11 protein-coding genes are annotated in these 17,263 nt (G+C 39.3%); 7 read left to right on the top strand and 4 right to left on the bottom strand.

Annotated features, from left to right (window positions below; translation table 11 throughout):
• Nucleotides 1-181 precede the first annotated feature (181 nt).
• Genes IW22_RS08545 through IW22_RS08530 form a run of 4 tightly spaced genes read right to left on the bottom strand, consistent with a single transcriptional unit; the run spans nt 182 to nt 4,229 of the window.
• Nucleotides 182-1,243, bottom strand: a complete 1,062-nt coding sequence (locus IW22_RS08545; protein ID WP_034725709.1) for a DUF3810 domain-containing protein — start codon at nt 1,241-1,243, stop codon at nt 182-184.
• On the bottom strand, nt 1,230-2,999 hold the full coding sequence (locus IW22_RS08540; RefSeq protein WP_034725708.1) for an MFS transporter: 1,770 nt from the start codon (nt 2,997-2,999) through the stop codon (nt 1,230-1,232). Before IW22_RS08540 ends, IW22_RS08545 begins: the two co-directional genes overlap by 14 nt.
• A gap of 39 nt (nt 3,000-3,038) precedes the next feature.
• Nucleotides 3,039-3,767 (bottom strand): lysophospholipid acyltransferase family protein, encoded by a 729-nt coding sequence (locus IW22_RS08535; RefSeq protein ID WP_081873919.1) that lies wholly within the window; start codon nt 3,765-3,767, stop codon nt 3,039-3,041.
• Between the two features lie 3 nt (nt 3,768-3,770).
• On the bottom strand, nt 3,771-4,229 hold the full coding sequence (locus IW22_RS08530; RefSeq protein WP_034725707.1) for a GtrA family protein: 459 nt from the start codon (nt 4,227-4,229) through the stop codon (nt 3,771-3,773).
• A 514-nt stretch (nt 4,230-4,743) separates the two neighbouring features.
• Between IW22_RS08530 and IW22_RS08525 the strand changes: the two genes are divergently transcribed.
• The 7 genes from IW22_RS08525 (at nt 4,744) to IW22_RS08495 (ending at nt 16,926) form a co-directional block, all read left to right on the top strand.
• Nucleotides 4,744-5,007, top strand: a complete 264-nt coding sequence (locus IW22_RS08525; protein WP_034725705.1) for a hypothetical protein — start codon at nt 4,744-4,746, stop codon at nt 5,005-5,007.
• A gap of 75 nt (nt 5,008-5,082) precedes the next feature.
• Entirely contained in the window at nt 5,083-5,934 is an 852-nt protein-coding gene (locus IW22_RS08520) for an ATPase (RefSeq protein ID WP_034725704.1), read from the top strand.
• A gap of 16 nt (nt 5,935-5,950) precedes the next feature.
• Entirely contained in the window at nt 5,951-8,257 is a 2,307-nt protein-coding gene (locus IW22_RS08515) for an NADP-dependent malic enzyme (protein ID WP_034725703.1), read from the top strand.
• A 195-nt stretch (nt 8,258-8,452) separates the two neighbouring features.
• Nucleotides 8,453-9,037, top strand: coding sequence for a Holliday junction branch migration protein RuvA (ruvA, locus tag IW22_RS08510; RefSeq protein ID WP_034725702.1), 585 nt, complete (start codon nt 8,453-8,455; stop codon nt 9,035-9,037).
• A 57-nt stretch (nt 9,038-9,094) separates the two neighbouring features.
• Nucleotides 9,095-16,087: a cell surface protein SprA gene (gene sprA / locus IW22_RS08505; RefSeq protein ID WP_051891163.1), complete on the top strand. Its 6,993-nt coding sequence runs from the start codon at nt 9,095-9,097 to the stop codon at nt 16,085-16,087.
• 109 nt (nt 16,088-16,196) lie between these two features.
• Nucleotides 16,197-16,574: a glycine cleavage system protein GcvH gene (gene gcvH, locus IW22_RS08500; protein ID WP_034725701.1), complete on the top strand. Its 378-nt coding sequence runs from the start codon at nt 16,197-16,199 to the stop codon at nt 16,572-16,574.
• Nucleotides 16,567-16,926, top strand: coding sequence for a VanZ family protein (locus tag IW22_RS08495; protein ID WP_117616577.1), 360 nt, complete (start codon nt 16,567-16,569; stop codon nt 16,924-16,926). Before gcvH ends, IW22_RS08495 begins: the two co-directional genes overlap by 8 nt.
• Nucleotides 16,927-17,263: the final 337 nt, after the last annotated feature.

Genomic DNA, 17,263 nt, shown 5'->3' with positions numbered 1-17,263 from the left:
CTTAAAAAATCATAAAGTTTTCTTAAAGTTTTAAAAAAGGTTAGAAATGTTTTTGTATTTATAAAATATATTGTACTTTTACATCGCCTTGAATGAGGGAACAAGTCAAGGTAATAAATTTTTTTTCATCATTTGTGTTTTTAGAATCGTATCGCCTGATACGATTCTTTTTTTTTGTTGACTACCTTTCATAGTTCAGAAGAAGGTCGATAAAGTAAGAATAAGTAACCGCTCCTTCCTGCTGGTTACTCTTCAGAAACAGGTTATTCGTAAACCCAAAGAAGTCATCCAGCCAGCCCTGATGTCTGAAAATGAAGCTCCTTTCATAGAGACGGTCTCTTTTCATCGCAGGAGAATATTGACTAAGCACAGACTTTACAAATGCAGGATCTTCTTCTACAATAAATCTTAAAAGACTTTTTAATGTAAAATATTCTGTACTGTATCTCAGATCCGGATTTTTAGCATTCACACCGAGCAGATAGCCTATAAAATTAGCTTCCTGTTCTCTGGCGAAACCAAGCTGGTGTGAGCTTTCATGTGCCGATGTAAATGGGATGAAAGTATGGGGCAGTTCACTGTTATATTGTGCTTCTGCTGTAAACGGATTATAGTATCCCAGTATTCCTGTGAAATTCATCACACTTTTAAAAAGGCTGGGCTTAAAAGCATTGATTTCCGGCGCATACTTATCTGAAATATATTTTGGAAGCCGGGTCTGTTGCTGAAGAATTTCAGTCTGTACGGCCTTCAGATCAGTAATAATAAATACTCCGTTTTTATCCTCCCGTACAGATTGTCTGGTCACTTTGCATTTTTCCAGATAACGAAGGGCTAATGTCTTTGCTTTATTGATTTCCGGTTCTTTCTGACTCGACAGTTTCTTGATAACAGGAGTCTGGAAGTACAGCATGCCCCAACAGATCTGGTAGATGAAGTAGAAGATGTTAATGCCGGCCAGAAGCCTTAAAAGAGCCTTGTTTCTGCTTTTCTTTTTAAAACAAAGAATAAGGCCATATAAAAGAAAAATCCCTAAAAGAATGTAAATAAGATCGCCGAAAGAAAACGGGACCCAGCTGAAAAGCAATTGATGCATTTTTTTCTGAAATTCAAAGAACCATTCGAAAAAAGAGATCATTGTTTTCGACTTAGAGAACGCATAGAACAAAAGAAATTGGGCAAGTAATCCACCTGCCCAAAATCTTTTCTTATCTATTTTTTTTGTTGTATTAGTGACCTCCATCAGATTCTAAAATATCAACATTGATTCCTTGTTTAGACAAAGCCTTTTTGGTTATGTATGCGAATAATGCAATATACGCAAAACACAGCACCGGAATGAAATAGGAATTGTGAATTCCGATAATATCAGAAAGTTTCCCCTGTAGCGGCGGGATAATACCACCTCCTAAAATCATCATGACTAAGAATGCTGAACCCTGAGCAGTATACTTTCCTAAACCTGTAATGGCCAGAGTAAAGATAGACGGCCACATGATACTACAGGCAAGACCTCCGGAAAGGAATGCATAGATAGCGATGTTTCCTGTGGTAAGAAGTCCTACGATCATTGCAATCACTCCAAAGAGACCAAAAATTGTCAATGTAGTAGCCGGTTTATTTTTACTAACCAGGAATAAGATCACCTGAATTGCAATACAGATCGCATAGAAATAAAGGTGAGACATATCTTTTTGTGCAATCGTATTGATACCGATAATGACAAGGAATGCCACAAAAGGAACCACAATAGTAGCAATAGTTTGTTGTTGTTTATTAAGATTGAATACAGCAATAGCCCCGGTCCATCTTCCGATCATCAAACTTCCCCAATACATTGAAATATAAGGAGCAAGATCTGAGGACTGATGTCCGCCGAACGCAGGGGTACTTAAAAGTTCACCCAAATTACTTCCTATCGCCACTTCCACTCCCACATAGCAGAGAATGGCAATCATTCCCAATACAAGCTGTGGATATTTCATTGCGCCCCAACCGTCCGGATTCTTTTTCGAACTGGTGTTGGCGAAAATAAGACATACAATAACGGAAAGTAATGCACCTCCCAGATAGATCATTCTCTCTTTTTCAAGAGGATGTTTTATAGTTTCAAGTTCTGTTTTCTTGGCAGCGATCTGTGTGGTGTATTCAGTTGTTTTTGCAGCGTTTGTTTCTTTCTTCAGATTCGTGTCAAGGACTGAAATTTCATTGCCTAATGCTTCGATTTTCTTCGCTTCATCAGAGTTGTAGCTGCTGAATACCGGGATAAAGAATAAGATCACCAATATCGTCATTGCAATCAAAGTCTTTCTGGCTTTTCCAGCTTTTTCCATAGGCTCAGTTGAGATTCCGTCTGGAAGTTTTTTAGAAAAATAGAAAACTCCGGCAGCAATTAAAAACAGGGCTCCTACAGCAGTGTAAAGTAAAATTACTTTATCCAGCGCCAGATGCTTGATCTGATCGTCATCTACCGTAGCAGTCGTTCCGAAAAGTGCAAGACCTACAATAATAGGCCCGATGGATGTTCCAAAAGAGTTAATCCCTCCGGCTAAATTCTGCCTGCTAGCTCCTGTTTTCGGGTCTCCCAAAAGGACGGCAAAAGGGTTGGCAGCCGTCTGTTGAATAGAAAAACCTAAGGCTACAACGAAAAGCCCGATAAGCATTCCGTAATACACATTGGCTTTAACGGCCAAGATCATAATGGCAGCTCCTATGGCTGACAGCAGCAGTCCGTATACGATACTCCTTTTGTAGCCCCATTTTCCTATGATGTCAATACCTTTAATCGTACTGGATATGAACAGCAACAATGCTCCTAAGAAATAGGCCGTATAAAACGCAAAGTCTATTAATTGGGACTGAAACTGGTCAAGGGAAAAATAGTTTTTACAGAAAGGGATAAAAATACTATTGCCGGCTGCAATAAAACCCCAGAAAAAAAATACAAGCACCAGCGTGTATAGTGCAGGGTAATTAGTCGGTTGATTTGTTTTAGACATGTTTGTTAAAAATTTCGCAAACAAATATAACTATTTCTTTTATATAGAGTGTTCCAGCAGCGTTTTTTTTATTTCTTTGTAAGCCTCTGTTTTTAGGTCTTTTGGAGAATCGGAAGGCTCCATGATTCCGTTGAAATACACTTTTACACGGCCAGGATAGCCTTTTGCACTGTCGAAAGGGAAAATTTCCTTCAGCCCTACAAAGGTATAGACGGCAATCGGGGAGTTGTGTTTGGAAGATAAAGTAAATGCTCCGTCTTTGAATTCATCCAGAATAATAGAAGTGTCGTCCGGTACACCACCTTCGGGAAATATGGCAATGCTGTTGCCTTCTTCCATTTTCTCAGCACATCTTCTGTAGACATCTGCACGGCTTCTTGCGCTTCCACGGTCTACCATTACACATATCCTTTTATATATGGTACCGAAAATCGGGATCTTTACCAGTTCTTTTTTACCCACAAAACAAATCGGATGATCCGGCATCAGAATACAGGTAAGCATAATATCCATAATCGAAGTATGATTCGAAATAAAAACGTAGGGTTTGCTTTTGTCTTTTTTCTGATCGGAAAGGTGGGTAAGATCATATCTCAGACCCATGCCGTAGAACATCCCGAAGCACCAGATGCGGATGAATTTGTATGCGTATTTGTAATGCTTTTTATTAAAGGATAAAATATAGACAGGGATTCCCAAGGTAACTGTTAAGACAAATGCCAGTAGCAGCAGCCAGAATCTCCAGAGATAATTTAAAATTTTTGTCACCGCTTAACCGTTAAAAATTACTTTCTTTTTCACTGAATAATTCAGAATCGAAACCAGTACGATCGCCGCGATCTTACTGATCATTTCCGGGCTTAAGGTATAAAAAATTAAATTGATATTATCCTTAAATATAAAGCTGTAGAAAATCTGGAAAAAGCCTAAACTTAGTAACGTTGATACAAAAGAAACGCCCATGAAGTAAGCAAATTCCTTTCTTTTGGAATGTTTTCCCCTTTCAAAGACAAACCAGATGCTCAAAAAATAATTGGTGATGATCCCGCAGCTGGTTGAGAAAATGTTACTCAAAGGATAATGGATGCCGTGAAAATTGGTTTCTCCGGAGAAAAAATGCGGAAGGTAGGTACTGAAAGCCTTGAAGCTTCCAATCTCTACGATAGCGCTGAGCCCTCCGGCTATAATGAAGAACAAAACCTGTTTCTGGCGTATTAGTAATTCTCTCATTCAATATATATGAAAGTGCAAATTTATAATTATATGTCAATAATGTAAGAATAAAAGATTATTTTAAAATTAAAAATGAACGTATTTTGTTGATTGATAGCGTTGTGTATGTCGTTTTGTGCGATGGATAGGCCGAAAATACTTTATATAATGGGTCATGTATTCCATTGAACAGTTCCTGATAATGACTGAAACAGACCATAAAATTACTTTATGATCATTTAATAAATGAGAGATAAACAGGACAATCGTTGTAAGCAAAAGGGATTGAAGATGATCCGGAATCTGGAGGCTGAAAATATTGTGATAAGCATATGTTAAACAATGAAAAAAGTTGTTAAATAATTTTTTTGAATCAAAATAATTTCTAAATTTAATCTTCTGAATGATGTAATTATAACCTGATAATAAATTCATTTTCAACTCCTTGTGTTGATGGTTTTTTCTATCTTGGAATGTGCGCTCTAACGCATAATACCTTAATTTTCACGACCCAAACTATAACAATATTTGTATGAAAAGTCAAAACAAATACAGAAAATTCCAGCTTCAGCAAAAAAATATTGAGGCTCTTGAGAGAGAGAATTCCCGCTTCAAAAGAGTGTATTCAGAGTATGAAAATATGGCAGACGAATTGTGGAACCTTGAAAACTCTACAGACAAACCGGTGCCGGATGATTTTATCAATGCCATCATGCTTCAGAGTTCTTATCTGGAGGATGAAATTGAAGACTGGCTGATGAAGTTTGACAATCAAAAAGCTGATATAAAACATTAGAAGCTTCCAGTCTGTTTTTAAACGCTATGTAAAGATAAATTCATAATTTAGCATCCTTAAACTAAAATGTAATATATGGTTGCTATTGTTGATAGTGGTTCTACCAAATCAGATTGGGTGATCCTTGATGACTTCAAAAAAGTGTTTTTAAAAACAGAAACTATCGGCTTTAATCCTAATTTTATCAATAGAGAACTTATCGTTCCTGAAATAGAAAAGAACAGCAGCCTTATATTAGTCAGAAATTCCATTACGAAGATTTTCTTCTATGGTTCCGGATGCGGTGTGAAAAAAAACTGCGAAACCATAGAGGAAGAATTGAAAAAAGTATTCACAAAAGCTGAAGTGTTTGTGAGAGAAGATCTTGTGGCCGCTGCTTACGCTGCGTACAGTGGAAAACCTGCTGTCGTCTGTATTTTGGGAACCGGATCCAATTCGTGTTATTTCGACGGTAAAGACATTAAAATAGAACTTCCTTCCCTTGGTTTCCTTATGGGAGATGAAGGAAGCGGAAGCGCCATTGGAAAACAGCTGGTGCGAAGATATTTTATGAAAAAACTGCCGGCAGACCTTCATACGGAATTTGAGCAGAATTATGGGCTGAAAATAGAAGATGCATTGAAAAATATGTATCACAGCTCAAGACCTAACGCCTGGCTGGCGGATTTCAACAAATTTGTCATCGAAAGAAAGGATCATCCTTACTTTAAAGATATGGTATACGAGGAAATGAAAAACTTCTTCGAATATCAGGTCATTCCTTATAAACAATCAAAAGATGCCGAGATCAATTTCATCGGCTCTATTGCGTATTACTATGAAGATACGCTGCGCTCAGTTGCAGACGAATTTCATTTAAATGTAGGACACGTTGTCCAGAAACCTATCGAAAGTTTAGTAGACTACCATATTAAGTATATACTTTAATAAAAAACAAAATTCTATGTCAAGTAAAACCCACCGCGACGAAAAGAACTTTAATCAGGCCGCGTTAGATTATCATAAAGCCGAACCTAAAGGAAAAATCGAAGTTATCCCTTCGAAGCCTCACTCTTCTCAAAGAGATTTATCATTGGCATACTCACCAGGTGTAGCAGTTCCTTGTATGGAGATCCACGATAAGCCGGAAACCGTTTATGACTACACAGGAAAAGGAAATCTGGTAGCTGTAATTTCCAATGGAACGGCTGTACTAGGTCTTGGTGATATCGGAGCTGAAGCTTCAAAACCGGTAATGGAAGGAAAAGGTCTTTTGTTTAAGATCTTTGCAGACATCAATGTCTTTGATATTGAGATCGATGAAAAAGATCCGGACAAATTTATCCAGATTGTAAAAGGAATTGCTCCCACATTCGGAGGAATCAACCTTGAAGATATCAAAGCTCCTGAAGCTTTCTATATCGAGCAGAAACTGAAAGAAGAGCTTGATATTCCTTTGATGCACGATGACCAGCACGGAACAGCTATTATTTCAGCTGCTGCACTGATCAACTCGCTTCAGATTGCCGGTAAAAATATCGGTGAAGTAAAAATGGTTGTGAACGGAGCCGGAGCGGCTGCCATTGCATGTACCAACTTATACATTTCTTTAGGTCTGAAGAGAGAAAATGTTTTAATGTGCGACAGTAAAGGGGTGATCAATCATAAAAGAGAAAACCTTACACCTGAAAAAATAGATTTCATTGCCAATACCGATATTGAAACACTGGAAGATGCCGTAAAAGGTTCAGATGTTTTCATCGGATTGTCAAAAGGAAACGTAATGACTCCGGAAATGCTTTCCAGCATGACTGAGAATCCTATCGTTTTTGCTTTGGCGAACCCGGATCCTGAAATCGCTTACGATCTTGCCCTTGAAACCCGTAAAGACGTGATCATGGCAACCGGAAGAAGCGACTATCCTAACCAGGTGAACAATGTATTGGGATTCCCTTACATTTTCCGTGGCGCATTGGACGTTCAGGCGAAAGGAATTAATGAAGAAATGAAGCTTGCAGCGGTACACGCGATTGCAGATCTTGCCAAAGAACCGGTGCCGGAAGCTGTAATCCTTGCTTATAATGTTCAGAACTTACAGTTTGGAAGAGAATATTTTATTCCAAAACCATTTGATAACAGACTGATCACCAAAGTTTCCAGCGCTGTAGCAAAAGCAGCTATTGAAAGCGGTATTGCCAGAAAAACCATCGAAGACTTCGAAGAATACGAAAACCAGCTGCTGGACAGAATGGGAAGAGATGAGAAGTTGGTAAGAATGATGCAGAGCCGTGCAAAATCTAATCCGAAGAGAATCACTTTAGGAAATGCTGAAGAGTACAACGTATTGAAAGCAGCACAGATTCTTTATGAGGAAGGAATTGCATTCCCAAGTCTTTTAGGAGATAAAAAATACATCAAAGAACAGATGGAACGTTTCGGTATCAATCTGGATATTCCGATTATTGATCCAAGCGATGATGATCAGAAGGAAAACAGAAAGAGATACAGAGAAACCCTTTGGAAACTTCGTCAGAGAAAAGGAATGAACGAGTACAAAGCGAAAAGATATGTGCGCCAGAGAGATTATTTCGGTCCATTGATGTTGAGACATGGAGATACAGACGGATTGATCGTTGGTTTCTCTAAAAACTATACATCGGTGCTTCGTCCTGTTTTGGAAGTGATTGAAAAAGATAAAGGTGTAGATAAAATCGCGGCGATGATGATGATCCTTTCAGAAAAGAAACCTATTTTCTTTGCTGATACATCCATCAACCAGAATCCTACCGCAGAAGACCTTGTGAATATTGCGAAAATGGCAGAAATCACAGTGAAATCTTTTGCAATAGAGCCTAGAATTGCGATGCTTGGTTTCGAAAACTTTGCAGCCATTTCCGATACGTCCAAAAAAGTAGCGAAAGCGGTAAGCATTCTTCACGAGAAATATCCTAAAATGATAGTTGATGGTGAAATCCAACCGGATTTTGCGATGAATGCAGATCATTTGAGCGATTATCCGTTCTCTAAATTAGGAACCACTCCTGCCAATACATTCGTTTTCCCGAATCTTGAAAGTGCGAACCTTTCTTACAAGATCATCAGAGGAATGAAAGTAGCTCAGGTAATCGGGCCAATCCTGATGGGACTGAAGCAGCCGGTACACGTTTTACAGATGCGTTCAAGCGTAGACGAAATTGTAAACTTAGCGACGGTAGCCGTTCTTGATGCTCAGAGAAGAGAAAAGAAAAATGCTGAAAAAAATAATGGCTAGAAATAGTCAGATTGTTATTTAAAAGACAATTTTAATCTTGATAAATAGAACACGAGACTCCATATTTTGGAGTCTTTTGTTTTTATATTAATTCATTGAATTCATAGTCAAAATTTAAGTTAAAAATCATTCGTACATGAAATGAAAATATTAATTAGTTTAAATTGCTATATTTGGGAGTTTTAAAAATTAATAATGATATTTTCCTTACAAGGCAGCGTTCAAGAACTTACGCCCACTTACGCAGTGATCAACGTACAAGGAGTTGGTTACTATGTAGGTATCAGTTTGATGACCTCCCAGGCACTGGCCCTGAATAAGCCGGCATTCTTATTTATTCAGCAGATCATTCGGGAAGATGCACATCTTCTCTTTGGTTTTAACACTCGTTCAGAAAAAGAAATGTTCAATCTGTTAATAAGCGTTAACGGAGTAGGAGCTGTTTCCGCCCTTATACTTCTATCTACTTTAAGCCTTGAAGAGATCGCTACGGCTATCCTTTCCAAGAATAGCGCACTGATCCAAAAAGCTAAAGGGATAGGAGCTAAAACCGCTGAAAGAATCATTGTAGATTTGAAGGATAAAGTCCAGAAATTCGGCATTGAGGCAGAAAATATTTCTGCTTTTGTGGATAATAAAGTTAAGGAAGAATCGTTATCTGCATTAGAAGTTTTAGGGATCCCGAAACGAATGAGCGAGAAGATAGCAGACAGAATGATGAAGCAGAATCCGGAGATCTCGGTAGAAGAACTGGTAAAACAAATTTTAAAAAACATTTAACATTTGGTGGCGAATAATAAGCATCTCAAAATATTTCTGTTCCTGTCGTTCCTGTGCATGTCAGTAAGTGCCTTTGCACAGCAGGTACGTGATACTGCGATCATAAAGAAAGAATATCAACTGGCTGACCCCACCCGGTATGAAGCCTTTTATGACATAAAAACCGGAATGTACTATGTATATCCAAAGATTGGAAATACTTACACCGGCCCGCCTACAGCGATGTCTCCTGAAGAGTATAAAGAATTTATGCTCGCTACCCAGACAAGAGCTTACTACAAAGAGAAATCGGATAAATACAGTCTCCTTTTCAGAAGAGATAGGACGGATGCCAAAAAGCAAGGCCTTATTCCATCTCTGATGATCAACAACAGATTGTTTGAAACGATTTTCGGGAGTAATAAAATTGAGATCATTCCTTCAGGATATGCCTCTTTAGACTTTGCCGGACTTTACCAGAAAATAGACAACCCGCTGATCCTGCCACAAAACAGGACCAGTTTTACGTTTGATATAGACCAGAGAATACAACTGGGACTTTTAGGAAAGGTAGGAGAGAACCTTCAGTTGAAAGCCAATTACGATACCCAAAGTGGTTTCGCATTTGAAAACAGAATGAACCTCGTATGGCAGGCAAAAGGAAGCTGGAAAGACCTTCAAACCAAGGGTCTTGGTGATGTAGATAAGCCAAGTGCCGGAGGGGAAGATAAAATCATAAAAAGAGTAGAATTCGGTAACGTGAATATGCCGCTTTCTACCAGTCTTATCCGTGGCTCGCAATCACTGTTTGGGGTAAAGTCGGAATTCCAGCTTGGGAAGACCTTCGGAACAGTGGTTCTTTCCCAACAGCAGGGTGAGGCCAGAAATATTGTAGTACAGGGTGGTGGTGTGATGAATAACTTTAAAGTCAACGCCATCGACTACGAAGATAACCAACACTTTTTCCTGGGACATTACTTCCTCGACCGTTATGACCAGGCATTACTTAATTATCCGCAGATCAATTCCACAGTCAACGTAACCAGACTGGAAGTTTGGGTATTGGACCAGGGGAACAGTAACCTGGCTTACCAGAAAAGTATCATTGGGATCAGGGACCTTGGAGAAGGGGCCGGAGGATTGCCGGATAACTCACAGAATGGTTTGTACCAGTCTATTAATGCTGCCATAGGACCGAGAGAAGCCGGTAAAAACTATGCAACGACATTCCAGGGACAGAGTTTCCCGGGAAGTGTGCAACCTTATGATAACGGTGAGCAGTTTATTTTTAATACAAAAGCAAGAAGGCTGAATACCAATGAATATACATTACAGCCTCAGTTAGGATATGTTTCATTAAACCAGAAGCTGAACGAAAATCAGCTTTTAGCCGTTTCTTACTCTTATACAGACGGAACCAATAAAGTATATAAAGTAGGGGAATTCTCCGAAGAAAGCCCTGTATTGGTCACCAAGGTTCTTAGAGTAAACAACAAAGTGAATACAGAGTCTCCGATGTGGGACCTGATGATGAAAAACATCTATTCTCTGGATGCAGGACAGGTAGCCCAGGACGGATTTATTCTTAATGTTTTCTACAGAGATCCTAAGAGCGGAGGTAAGGTAAACTATCTTCCGGGTACCCCTGTTCAGGATAAGAATCTATTGAAACTATTCAACTGGGACCGTTTGAACATGAACGGTGATATCCAGGCCAGCAGCGGTGTATTGGGAGACGGTATCTTTGACTTTGTGAACGGGATTACGATACGCCCGGAAACAGGAAGAATTATTTTCACCAAAGTACAGCCTTTCGGAAGCTTTATGCAGAGTCAGATAGGAACCAATGACCCGCAGTTTGTCTTTAATGATCTTTACCGTCAGCAAAAGCAGGTAGCCACTTCCAGTAATCTTGCACAGCGTTATACCATCGAGGGGCGCTACAAAGGAACACAGGGGCAGGGAATTTCTCTTGGAGCAGTAAATGTTCCTCAGGGATCTGTAAAAGTTTCAGCAAACGGAGTTCAGCTGACCGAAGGGGTAGACTATACCGTAGACTATATGCTGGGAACGGTAACGATAATCAATGAAAACGTTAAACAGTCTGGACAGGCGATCAATATTTCACTTGAAAACCAGCTTACATTTAATACCCAGAGAAAAAGATTCTTAGGGTTAAACCTTGAGAGAAGATTCAGTGAAAACTTTATCGTGGGAGGTACCGTTGTCAATTATTCAGAATCTCCGCTTACCCAGAAGGTAAATTATGGACAGGAGGCTGTTAACAACACCATGGCAGGAGTGAATATGATGTACAACAATCAAGTACCTTTCCTGACCAGACTGACGGATAAAATTCCATTAATAAATACCGAAGCACCATCCAACCTTAACTTTAAGATGGAAGCAGCTTATTTGCTTCCGGGACTGAATAAAGGAACCAATGACCAGTCTTATGTAGATGATTTCGAACAGACCACTTCTAAAATATCTTTAAAAGAACCGGCTGCATGGAGCCTTGCTTCAAGACCGGAGAAAAATACAGCAGCACCGTTCAACGGACCACCTGCTGACGATGCATTAACAAGCGGTTACGGTAGAGGACTTCTATCCTGGTATAATATTGACCCTAGATTCTGGGGAGTAGGAGGCAGAGCGCCTGCGGGAATTACGGCACAGTCCGTTTCCAATCACGCTTCCAGAAGAGTTCAGTATTCTGAAATTTACAATAACAGAGATTTTGTTGCGGGTGAGCAGACCTTCACCAATACTTTAGATATTTCTTATTACCCGAATGAAAAAGGTCCTTATAACGTCAATCCGGGCACTGAAACAGCAGCTGCGAGATGGGCGGGGATCATGAGACCAATCAGTGTGTCCAACTTTGTGAATTCCAACATCGAATATGTGGAATTCTGGATGATGGATCCTTATGCGGACGGAAATACATTAGGAAACAGAGCCAGACTATTACTTCACCTAGGAAACGTTTCCGAAGATATCCTGAAGGACGGTAAAATGCAGTATGAAAACGGTCTTCCTACTCCGGGAGCACCTTCTACTACAACCACCTCCAACTGGGGAGTACAGCCGAAACAGCCACCTATCCTTTATGCCTTCTCCAGCGAAGGAGACGACAGAAGATCTCAGGATTTAGGATACGATGGTTTAAGCTCTGACCAGGAAGCGATGAGATTCGGGAATACATTCGTAAACCCGGTGACCAACCTGGCTGACCCTGCAGTAGATGATTTCGTGTTTTTCATGTCTGACAAATTTACAGGCGGGCAGGCTTCATCTCTTGTTCAGCGATACAAATACTTCAGAAACCCGGAAGGGAACTCTCTGGCCAACTCTCTGGAAGTGGCTTCACAGACTCCGGATGCAGAAGATATCAATAAAGATTACAACCTTGATCAGACGGAAAGCTACAATGAATATATTGTAAAACTTGATAAGCCTAGCCTTGCTTTAGGAACAAACAATATCGTAGATGTAAAAACAGTAAAGGCAAGCTTCCAGAACGGACAGACCTCAGATGTAAAATGGTACTTATTCCGAATCCCGGTTTCAAAATATGCAGAGACAGAAGCTGAAGGAGAAAGAAGTCAGTCCGTGTTGAACAATGTAAGGTTTGCAAGATTAATGCTTGCAGGATTCGAGCAGACTTCTACTTTAAGATTCGGTACAATGGATCTTGTAAGATCTGACTGGAGAAGATATCCAAACCAGATTGCCAGCCAGACTGTAACCTCTGCTAATGAAGGGGTAGCATCTACAGATCTGAATTTGAACAATAACTTTGAAGTAGGGAGTGTAAATATTGAAGAAAATGCATTGAATCAGCCTCCTTATGTACTGCCTCCGGGTATCGACAGACAGGTATTGAGCGGAAATGCCGGCGCACAAAGACAGAATGAGGCATCTCTTTATATGAGAGTGAAAGATTTGAAGGCTGAAGCAAGAGGAGTTTTCAAAAATACGTCACTGGATATGAGAAGATATAAAAAGCTAAAACTTTTTGTGCATGCTCAGGATCCATCTAATCGATATGAAAATATTGACCCGCAGGCTAAGTTCTTCATTCGTTTCGGTAGTGATGCTACAGATAATTACTATGAATATGAATCTTCAATGATGCTTACAAAAGGTACAGCAACTGCACCACTGGAAATATGGCCTATTGAAAACAATGTAGATTTTGAAATTCAAAATTTTGTCGATGCAAAAATAAGAAGAGATAAAAACTCGCCAAATGATATTGTCAATAGAATTGAAGATCCTGCATTTAGTGCGGCTAACGAGCTTAAAAAGATTTACATAAAAGGGCGTCCAAGCTTGGGGAATATCACAACGATCATGATAGGAGTAAGAAACAATGATCGTCTGTCTGCCGGGATTGAGAGAATCCTTTGGGTAAACGAAATCCGTCTTTCTGAAATTGAAAACGATGGCGGATATGCGGGGAATGCAAGCTTGAATTTTAACCTTGGGGATTTTGCAACCATTAATACGAGTGCATCGTATACCTCTGTAGGTTTCGGTAATATAGATTCAAAACCGGCAGAAAGAACTCAGTCTACACAGTCAGCATTCAGTATCAATACCGCGATCAATGTAGATAAATTCCTTCCTGAAAAAAGTGGAATGAAAATTCCATTGAATTACTCTTATGCACAAACCATTGAGGATCCGAAATACAATCCTCTTGATACCGATGTGGAATTCAGTAAAGCCGCCAATAAAGAGCAGCTGAAAAAAGTAGCAAGAACCTACACCCAGCAAAGAAGTATCGGTGTGGTGAACATGCACAAGGAAAGAGTAAATCCGAATAAAAAACCTAAATTCTACGATATAGAAAACGTTTCCGTAACCGCGGTTTACAACGATGACTATTTCAGAGATATTTATACCTCTAAAAACTACAGACAGTATCTAAGAGGATATGTGGATTACAACTACACCTTCAAGCCTTGGGTGATTAAGCCTTTCAACAAAATGATCAGTGATACGGCGAAGTCTACAAAATACCTGAGATGGGTCAAAGAATTCAATTTCAATCCGATTCCTACCAGATTATCTTTCAGAACGGAAATAGACAGAAATTATAACGAGCTTGAGTTTAGAAATGTAGAGGCCATCTTAGGCGGAAATACAGGGGATAGCTTTGCGGCCATCAGAAACAGAAACTTCTTCTTTGGGTGGCAGTACGGTTTAGGATTCAATTTTACAAAATCATTAAAACTGGAAATCAATTCTGCAACAAGAACACTGAACGATAATATAGACGTGAATGGAATGAATGATAAATCCATCTTTGGAAATATCTTCAGAGCGGGTAGACCGGTATTGTACAATCACAGAGTACAGCTGAACTACAAACTGCCGTTCCAGTATCTTCCGTATTTAGATTTCATCGATGCAGAAGTAGGTTACGGAATGACGTATAACTGGAATTCCAGATCTACAGCACTCCTTTCAAGTCCTGAAGGAAGCTTAGGTTCCGTGGGGCAGAATACCAACGTGATCCAGGTAACAGCTACGGCAGATATTCCTAAGTTCTTCGGACAGTTTAAATACTTCAAGAATATCTCCGCAAAACTACAGAAACGTAAGCAGGAAATAGACTCCCTGAATAACGCATATACTCAGCAGTGGGAGAAGAGAAGATACAGATACAAGAGCTATAAATTTAAAAACAAACTGACGATTCTTCAGAGTGCAGCTTTTGTATTGACATCGTTCAAGCAGTTAGATGTTAATTACTCTGAAAACAACGGAACAGTGCTTCCCGGTTTACTGTCTGCTCCAAATATGTATGGTTACGGCCAGACATTGGGTGGTCCTACGATGGGATTCCTTTTCGGATCACAGGCCGATATCAGAAGAACAGTGCTGGAGAACGGATGGGTAAGTGATTCGCCATACATGACCGATCCTTACATCAAGATGTCGACCAGGGAACTGAGAGCCAATTTACAGATCGTTCCGATGAATGATTTCAGGATTGACCTGAGTGCACTGCACAACTATAACAGAAACTTTTCACAATCCGGATTTAATAACAGGAATAACCTCGGAACAGCCAATCATGATTATGCCTTTGCTAATGATCAGGTGACATACTCCAATTCAGTGGTGCTTCTTAAAACTTCATTCCAGGAAACTAAGGCCGTCTACCAGGCGATCAGAGAGAATGCAAGAATACTGTCACAACAGATGGGTATAGGAGAAATATTGAATAGCGACGGTTTTGCAGATCATTACAGTATTGCCAATGCTTATGTATTGATCCCGGCGTTCAGAGCAGCAGTAGAAGGAAAATCTGTGAAGCAGATCGGAAATGCCAAGAAAGCAGGAATCCCGATTCCAAACTGGAGGATTACTTACTCAGGGTTAAGAAATGTTCCGATCATTAATGGTCAGTTCTCTAAATTTGATATCCTGCACGGGTATACTGCAACCTATACGGCAACAGGAATTCAGTCAAGTATTGATTACTTTAACAGGATTTCAGGAGGAAATGCATTCGATGTGAATAATGATTATATCAATCCGTTTACCTTCTCTCAGGTGGGTTATGTAGAATCTTTCTCACCACTTATCGGAATAGATGTGACCATGAGAAATAATATGCAGTTCGGACTTCAGTACAACAGAAACAGAATGATGATTCTTGGACTGGTAAACCATACCCTTACGGAAGACTCCAATAGTGAATATGTAGTGAGGTTGGGATATATTGTGAAAAACTTCAGATTAGGAATGGCTAATACAAGAGGTTCCAGAGGAAAAGGAAGCGATCTTAACATCAGAGGAGACATTTCATTAAGAGACAGCAAAACCTCTATCATGAATATCCTGCTCGATGATTCACAGATCACGGGAGGTCAGAAACTGATGAATATCAAGATTTCTGCAGACTACAATGTTTCCGAGAATCTTAACTTAAGAGTCTTCTACGAGCAGATGACTTCCAAGTATAAAATATCGACGGCATTCCCGCTGTCTACCATCAGAGCCGGTCTGTCTGCGACGTTCACTTTTGGTGACTCAGGCGGTGGTTTCTAAACTAAAACTGATAAAGCTTAAATGTCCTTCAATTTTGAAGGACATTTTTTATATCCGATATTTGAAACTACTATTATTTTGAATACATTTGTACAAAATAAAAATTAAAATGAATACACCATCAGAATTAAAGTACACGAAAGATCACGAATGGATCAAGATTGAAGGTAACGTAGCTACAATTGGTATTACAGACTTCGCACAGGGAGAACTTGGCGATATCGTATATGTAGATGTAGATACTGTAGATGACGATCTTGAAGGGGGAGCGGTTTTCGGAAGTGTAGAAGCGGTGAAAACGGTTTCAGATTTATTCTTACCTATTGCAGGAAAAGTTATTGAATTTAATTCAGAATTGGAAGCTCAGCCTGAGCTGTTAAACACAGACCCTTATGGAGACGGTTGGATCATTAAATTAGAACTTGCTGATGGTGCTGACCATTCAGAACTGCTTACTGCAGAAGAATACCAGGCAATCATTGGATAAGATTTCAAAAATATTCAGTAAGATTTTGCCCATTTATTGGGCATTTCTTACTTATATGCTCCTGAAGCCGGGTGAAGAGAACCAGGAATACTGGTTTATGTTCAGCGGTATCGACAAAGTTTTACATGTGAGCATATTTGCCATGTTGGGGTTCTCCTTCATTGCGGCATTTCCCAGAATCAAATTTTCATACTTTTTTCAGATCATCCTTATATATGCCTTCCTTACTGAGATCCTTCAGGAGGAGATGGGATTAGGCAGATCCATGGAATCTTTAGATGTCGTAGCAGATACTGTAGGATGCTTAATAGGGTACTATATATATAAGATGTTAATCAAACGTTTTTTCTAAATAAAATACTACTAATGACATTGATCCGTTTTTGGATCTCTTACATAAATCTCTTGTATGTTTCTATTATACATATAGTATCAGATTCAGTAGGAGCGGGCTTCAGCCCAATGTCATTAAGTTAAGGGTCTAATATTTTGATTTTCAGACGATTCACCTTGTTTATCTTATCTTTTTTTCGTATATTTAACAGTGAATCAATCAGTTAAACCTAGACGAAAAAATATTAATGATATTTTATCTTCTCTTCAATGCGAAATTTCTCATAGTTTTACAAAGAAAAGATTTATAGTTAATGCTGAAGATTTCAGTAGAAACAGAAATCTTTCTTTTTCGG

The sequence above is a fragment of the Chryseobacterium sp. JM1 genome (assembly GCF_000737715.1).
Taxonomy (GTDB): domain Bacteria; phylum Bacteroidota; class Bacteroidia; order Flavobacteriales; family Weeksellaceae; genus Chryseobacterium.
This window is presented reverse-complemented; position numbering and strand designations above follow the sequence as displayed.

What these genes read in the sequence shown, in the direction of transcription:
- IW22_RS08545 (WP_034725709.1), bottom strand. Translation starts at nt 1,243, where the DNA reads ATGGAGGTCACTAATACAACAAAAAAAATAGATAAGAAAAGATTTTGG.
- IW22_RS08540 (WP_034725708.1), bottom strand. Translation starts at nt 2,999, where the DNA reads ATGTCTAAAACAAATCAACCGACTAATTACCCTGCACTATACACGCTG.
- IW22_RS08530 (WP_034725707.1), bottom strand. Translation starts at nt 4,229, where the DNA reads ATGAGAGAATTACTAATACGCCAGAAACAGGTTTTGTTCTTCATTATA.
- IW22_RS08525 (WP_034725705.1), top strand. Translation starts at nt 4,744, where the DNA reads ATGAAAAGTCAAAACAAATACAGAAAATTCCAGCTTCAGCAAAAAAAT.
- IW22_RS08520 (WP_034725704.1), top strand. Translation starts at nt 5,083, where the DNA reads ATGGTTGCTATTGTTGATAGTGGTTCTACCAAATCAGATTGGGTGATC.
- IW22_RS08515 (WP_034725703.1), top strand. Translation starts at nt 5,951, where the DNA reads ATGTCAAGTAAAACCCACCGCGACGAAAAGAACTTTAATCAGGCCGCG.
- ruvA (WP_034725702.1), top strand. Translation starts at nt 8,453, where the DNA reads ATGATATTTTCCTTACAAGGCAGCGTTCAAGAACTTACGCCCACTTAC.
- sprA (WP_051891163.1), top strand. Translation starts at nt 9,095, where the DNA reads ATGTCAGTAAGTGCCTTTGCACAGCAGGTACGTGATACTGCGATCATA.
- gcvH (WP_034725701.1), top strand. Translation starts at nt 16,197, where the DNA reads ATGAATACACCATCAGAATTAAAGTACACGAAAGATCACGAATGGATC.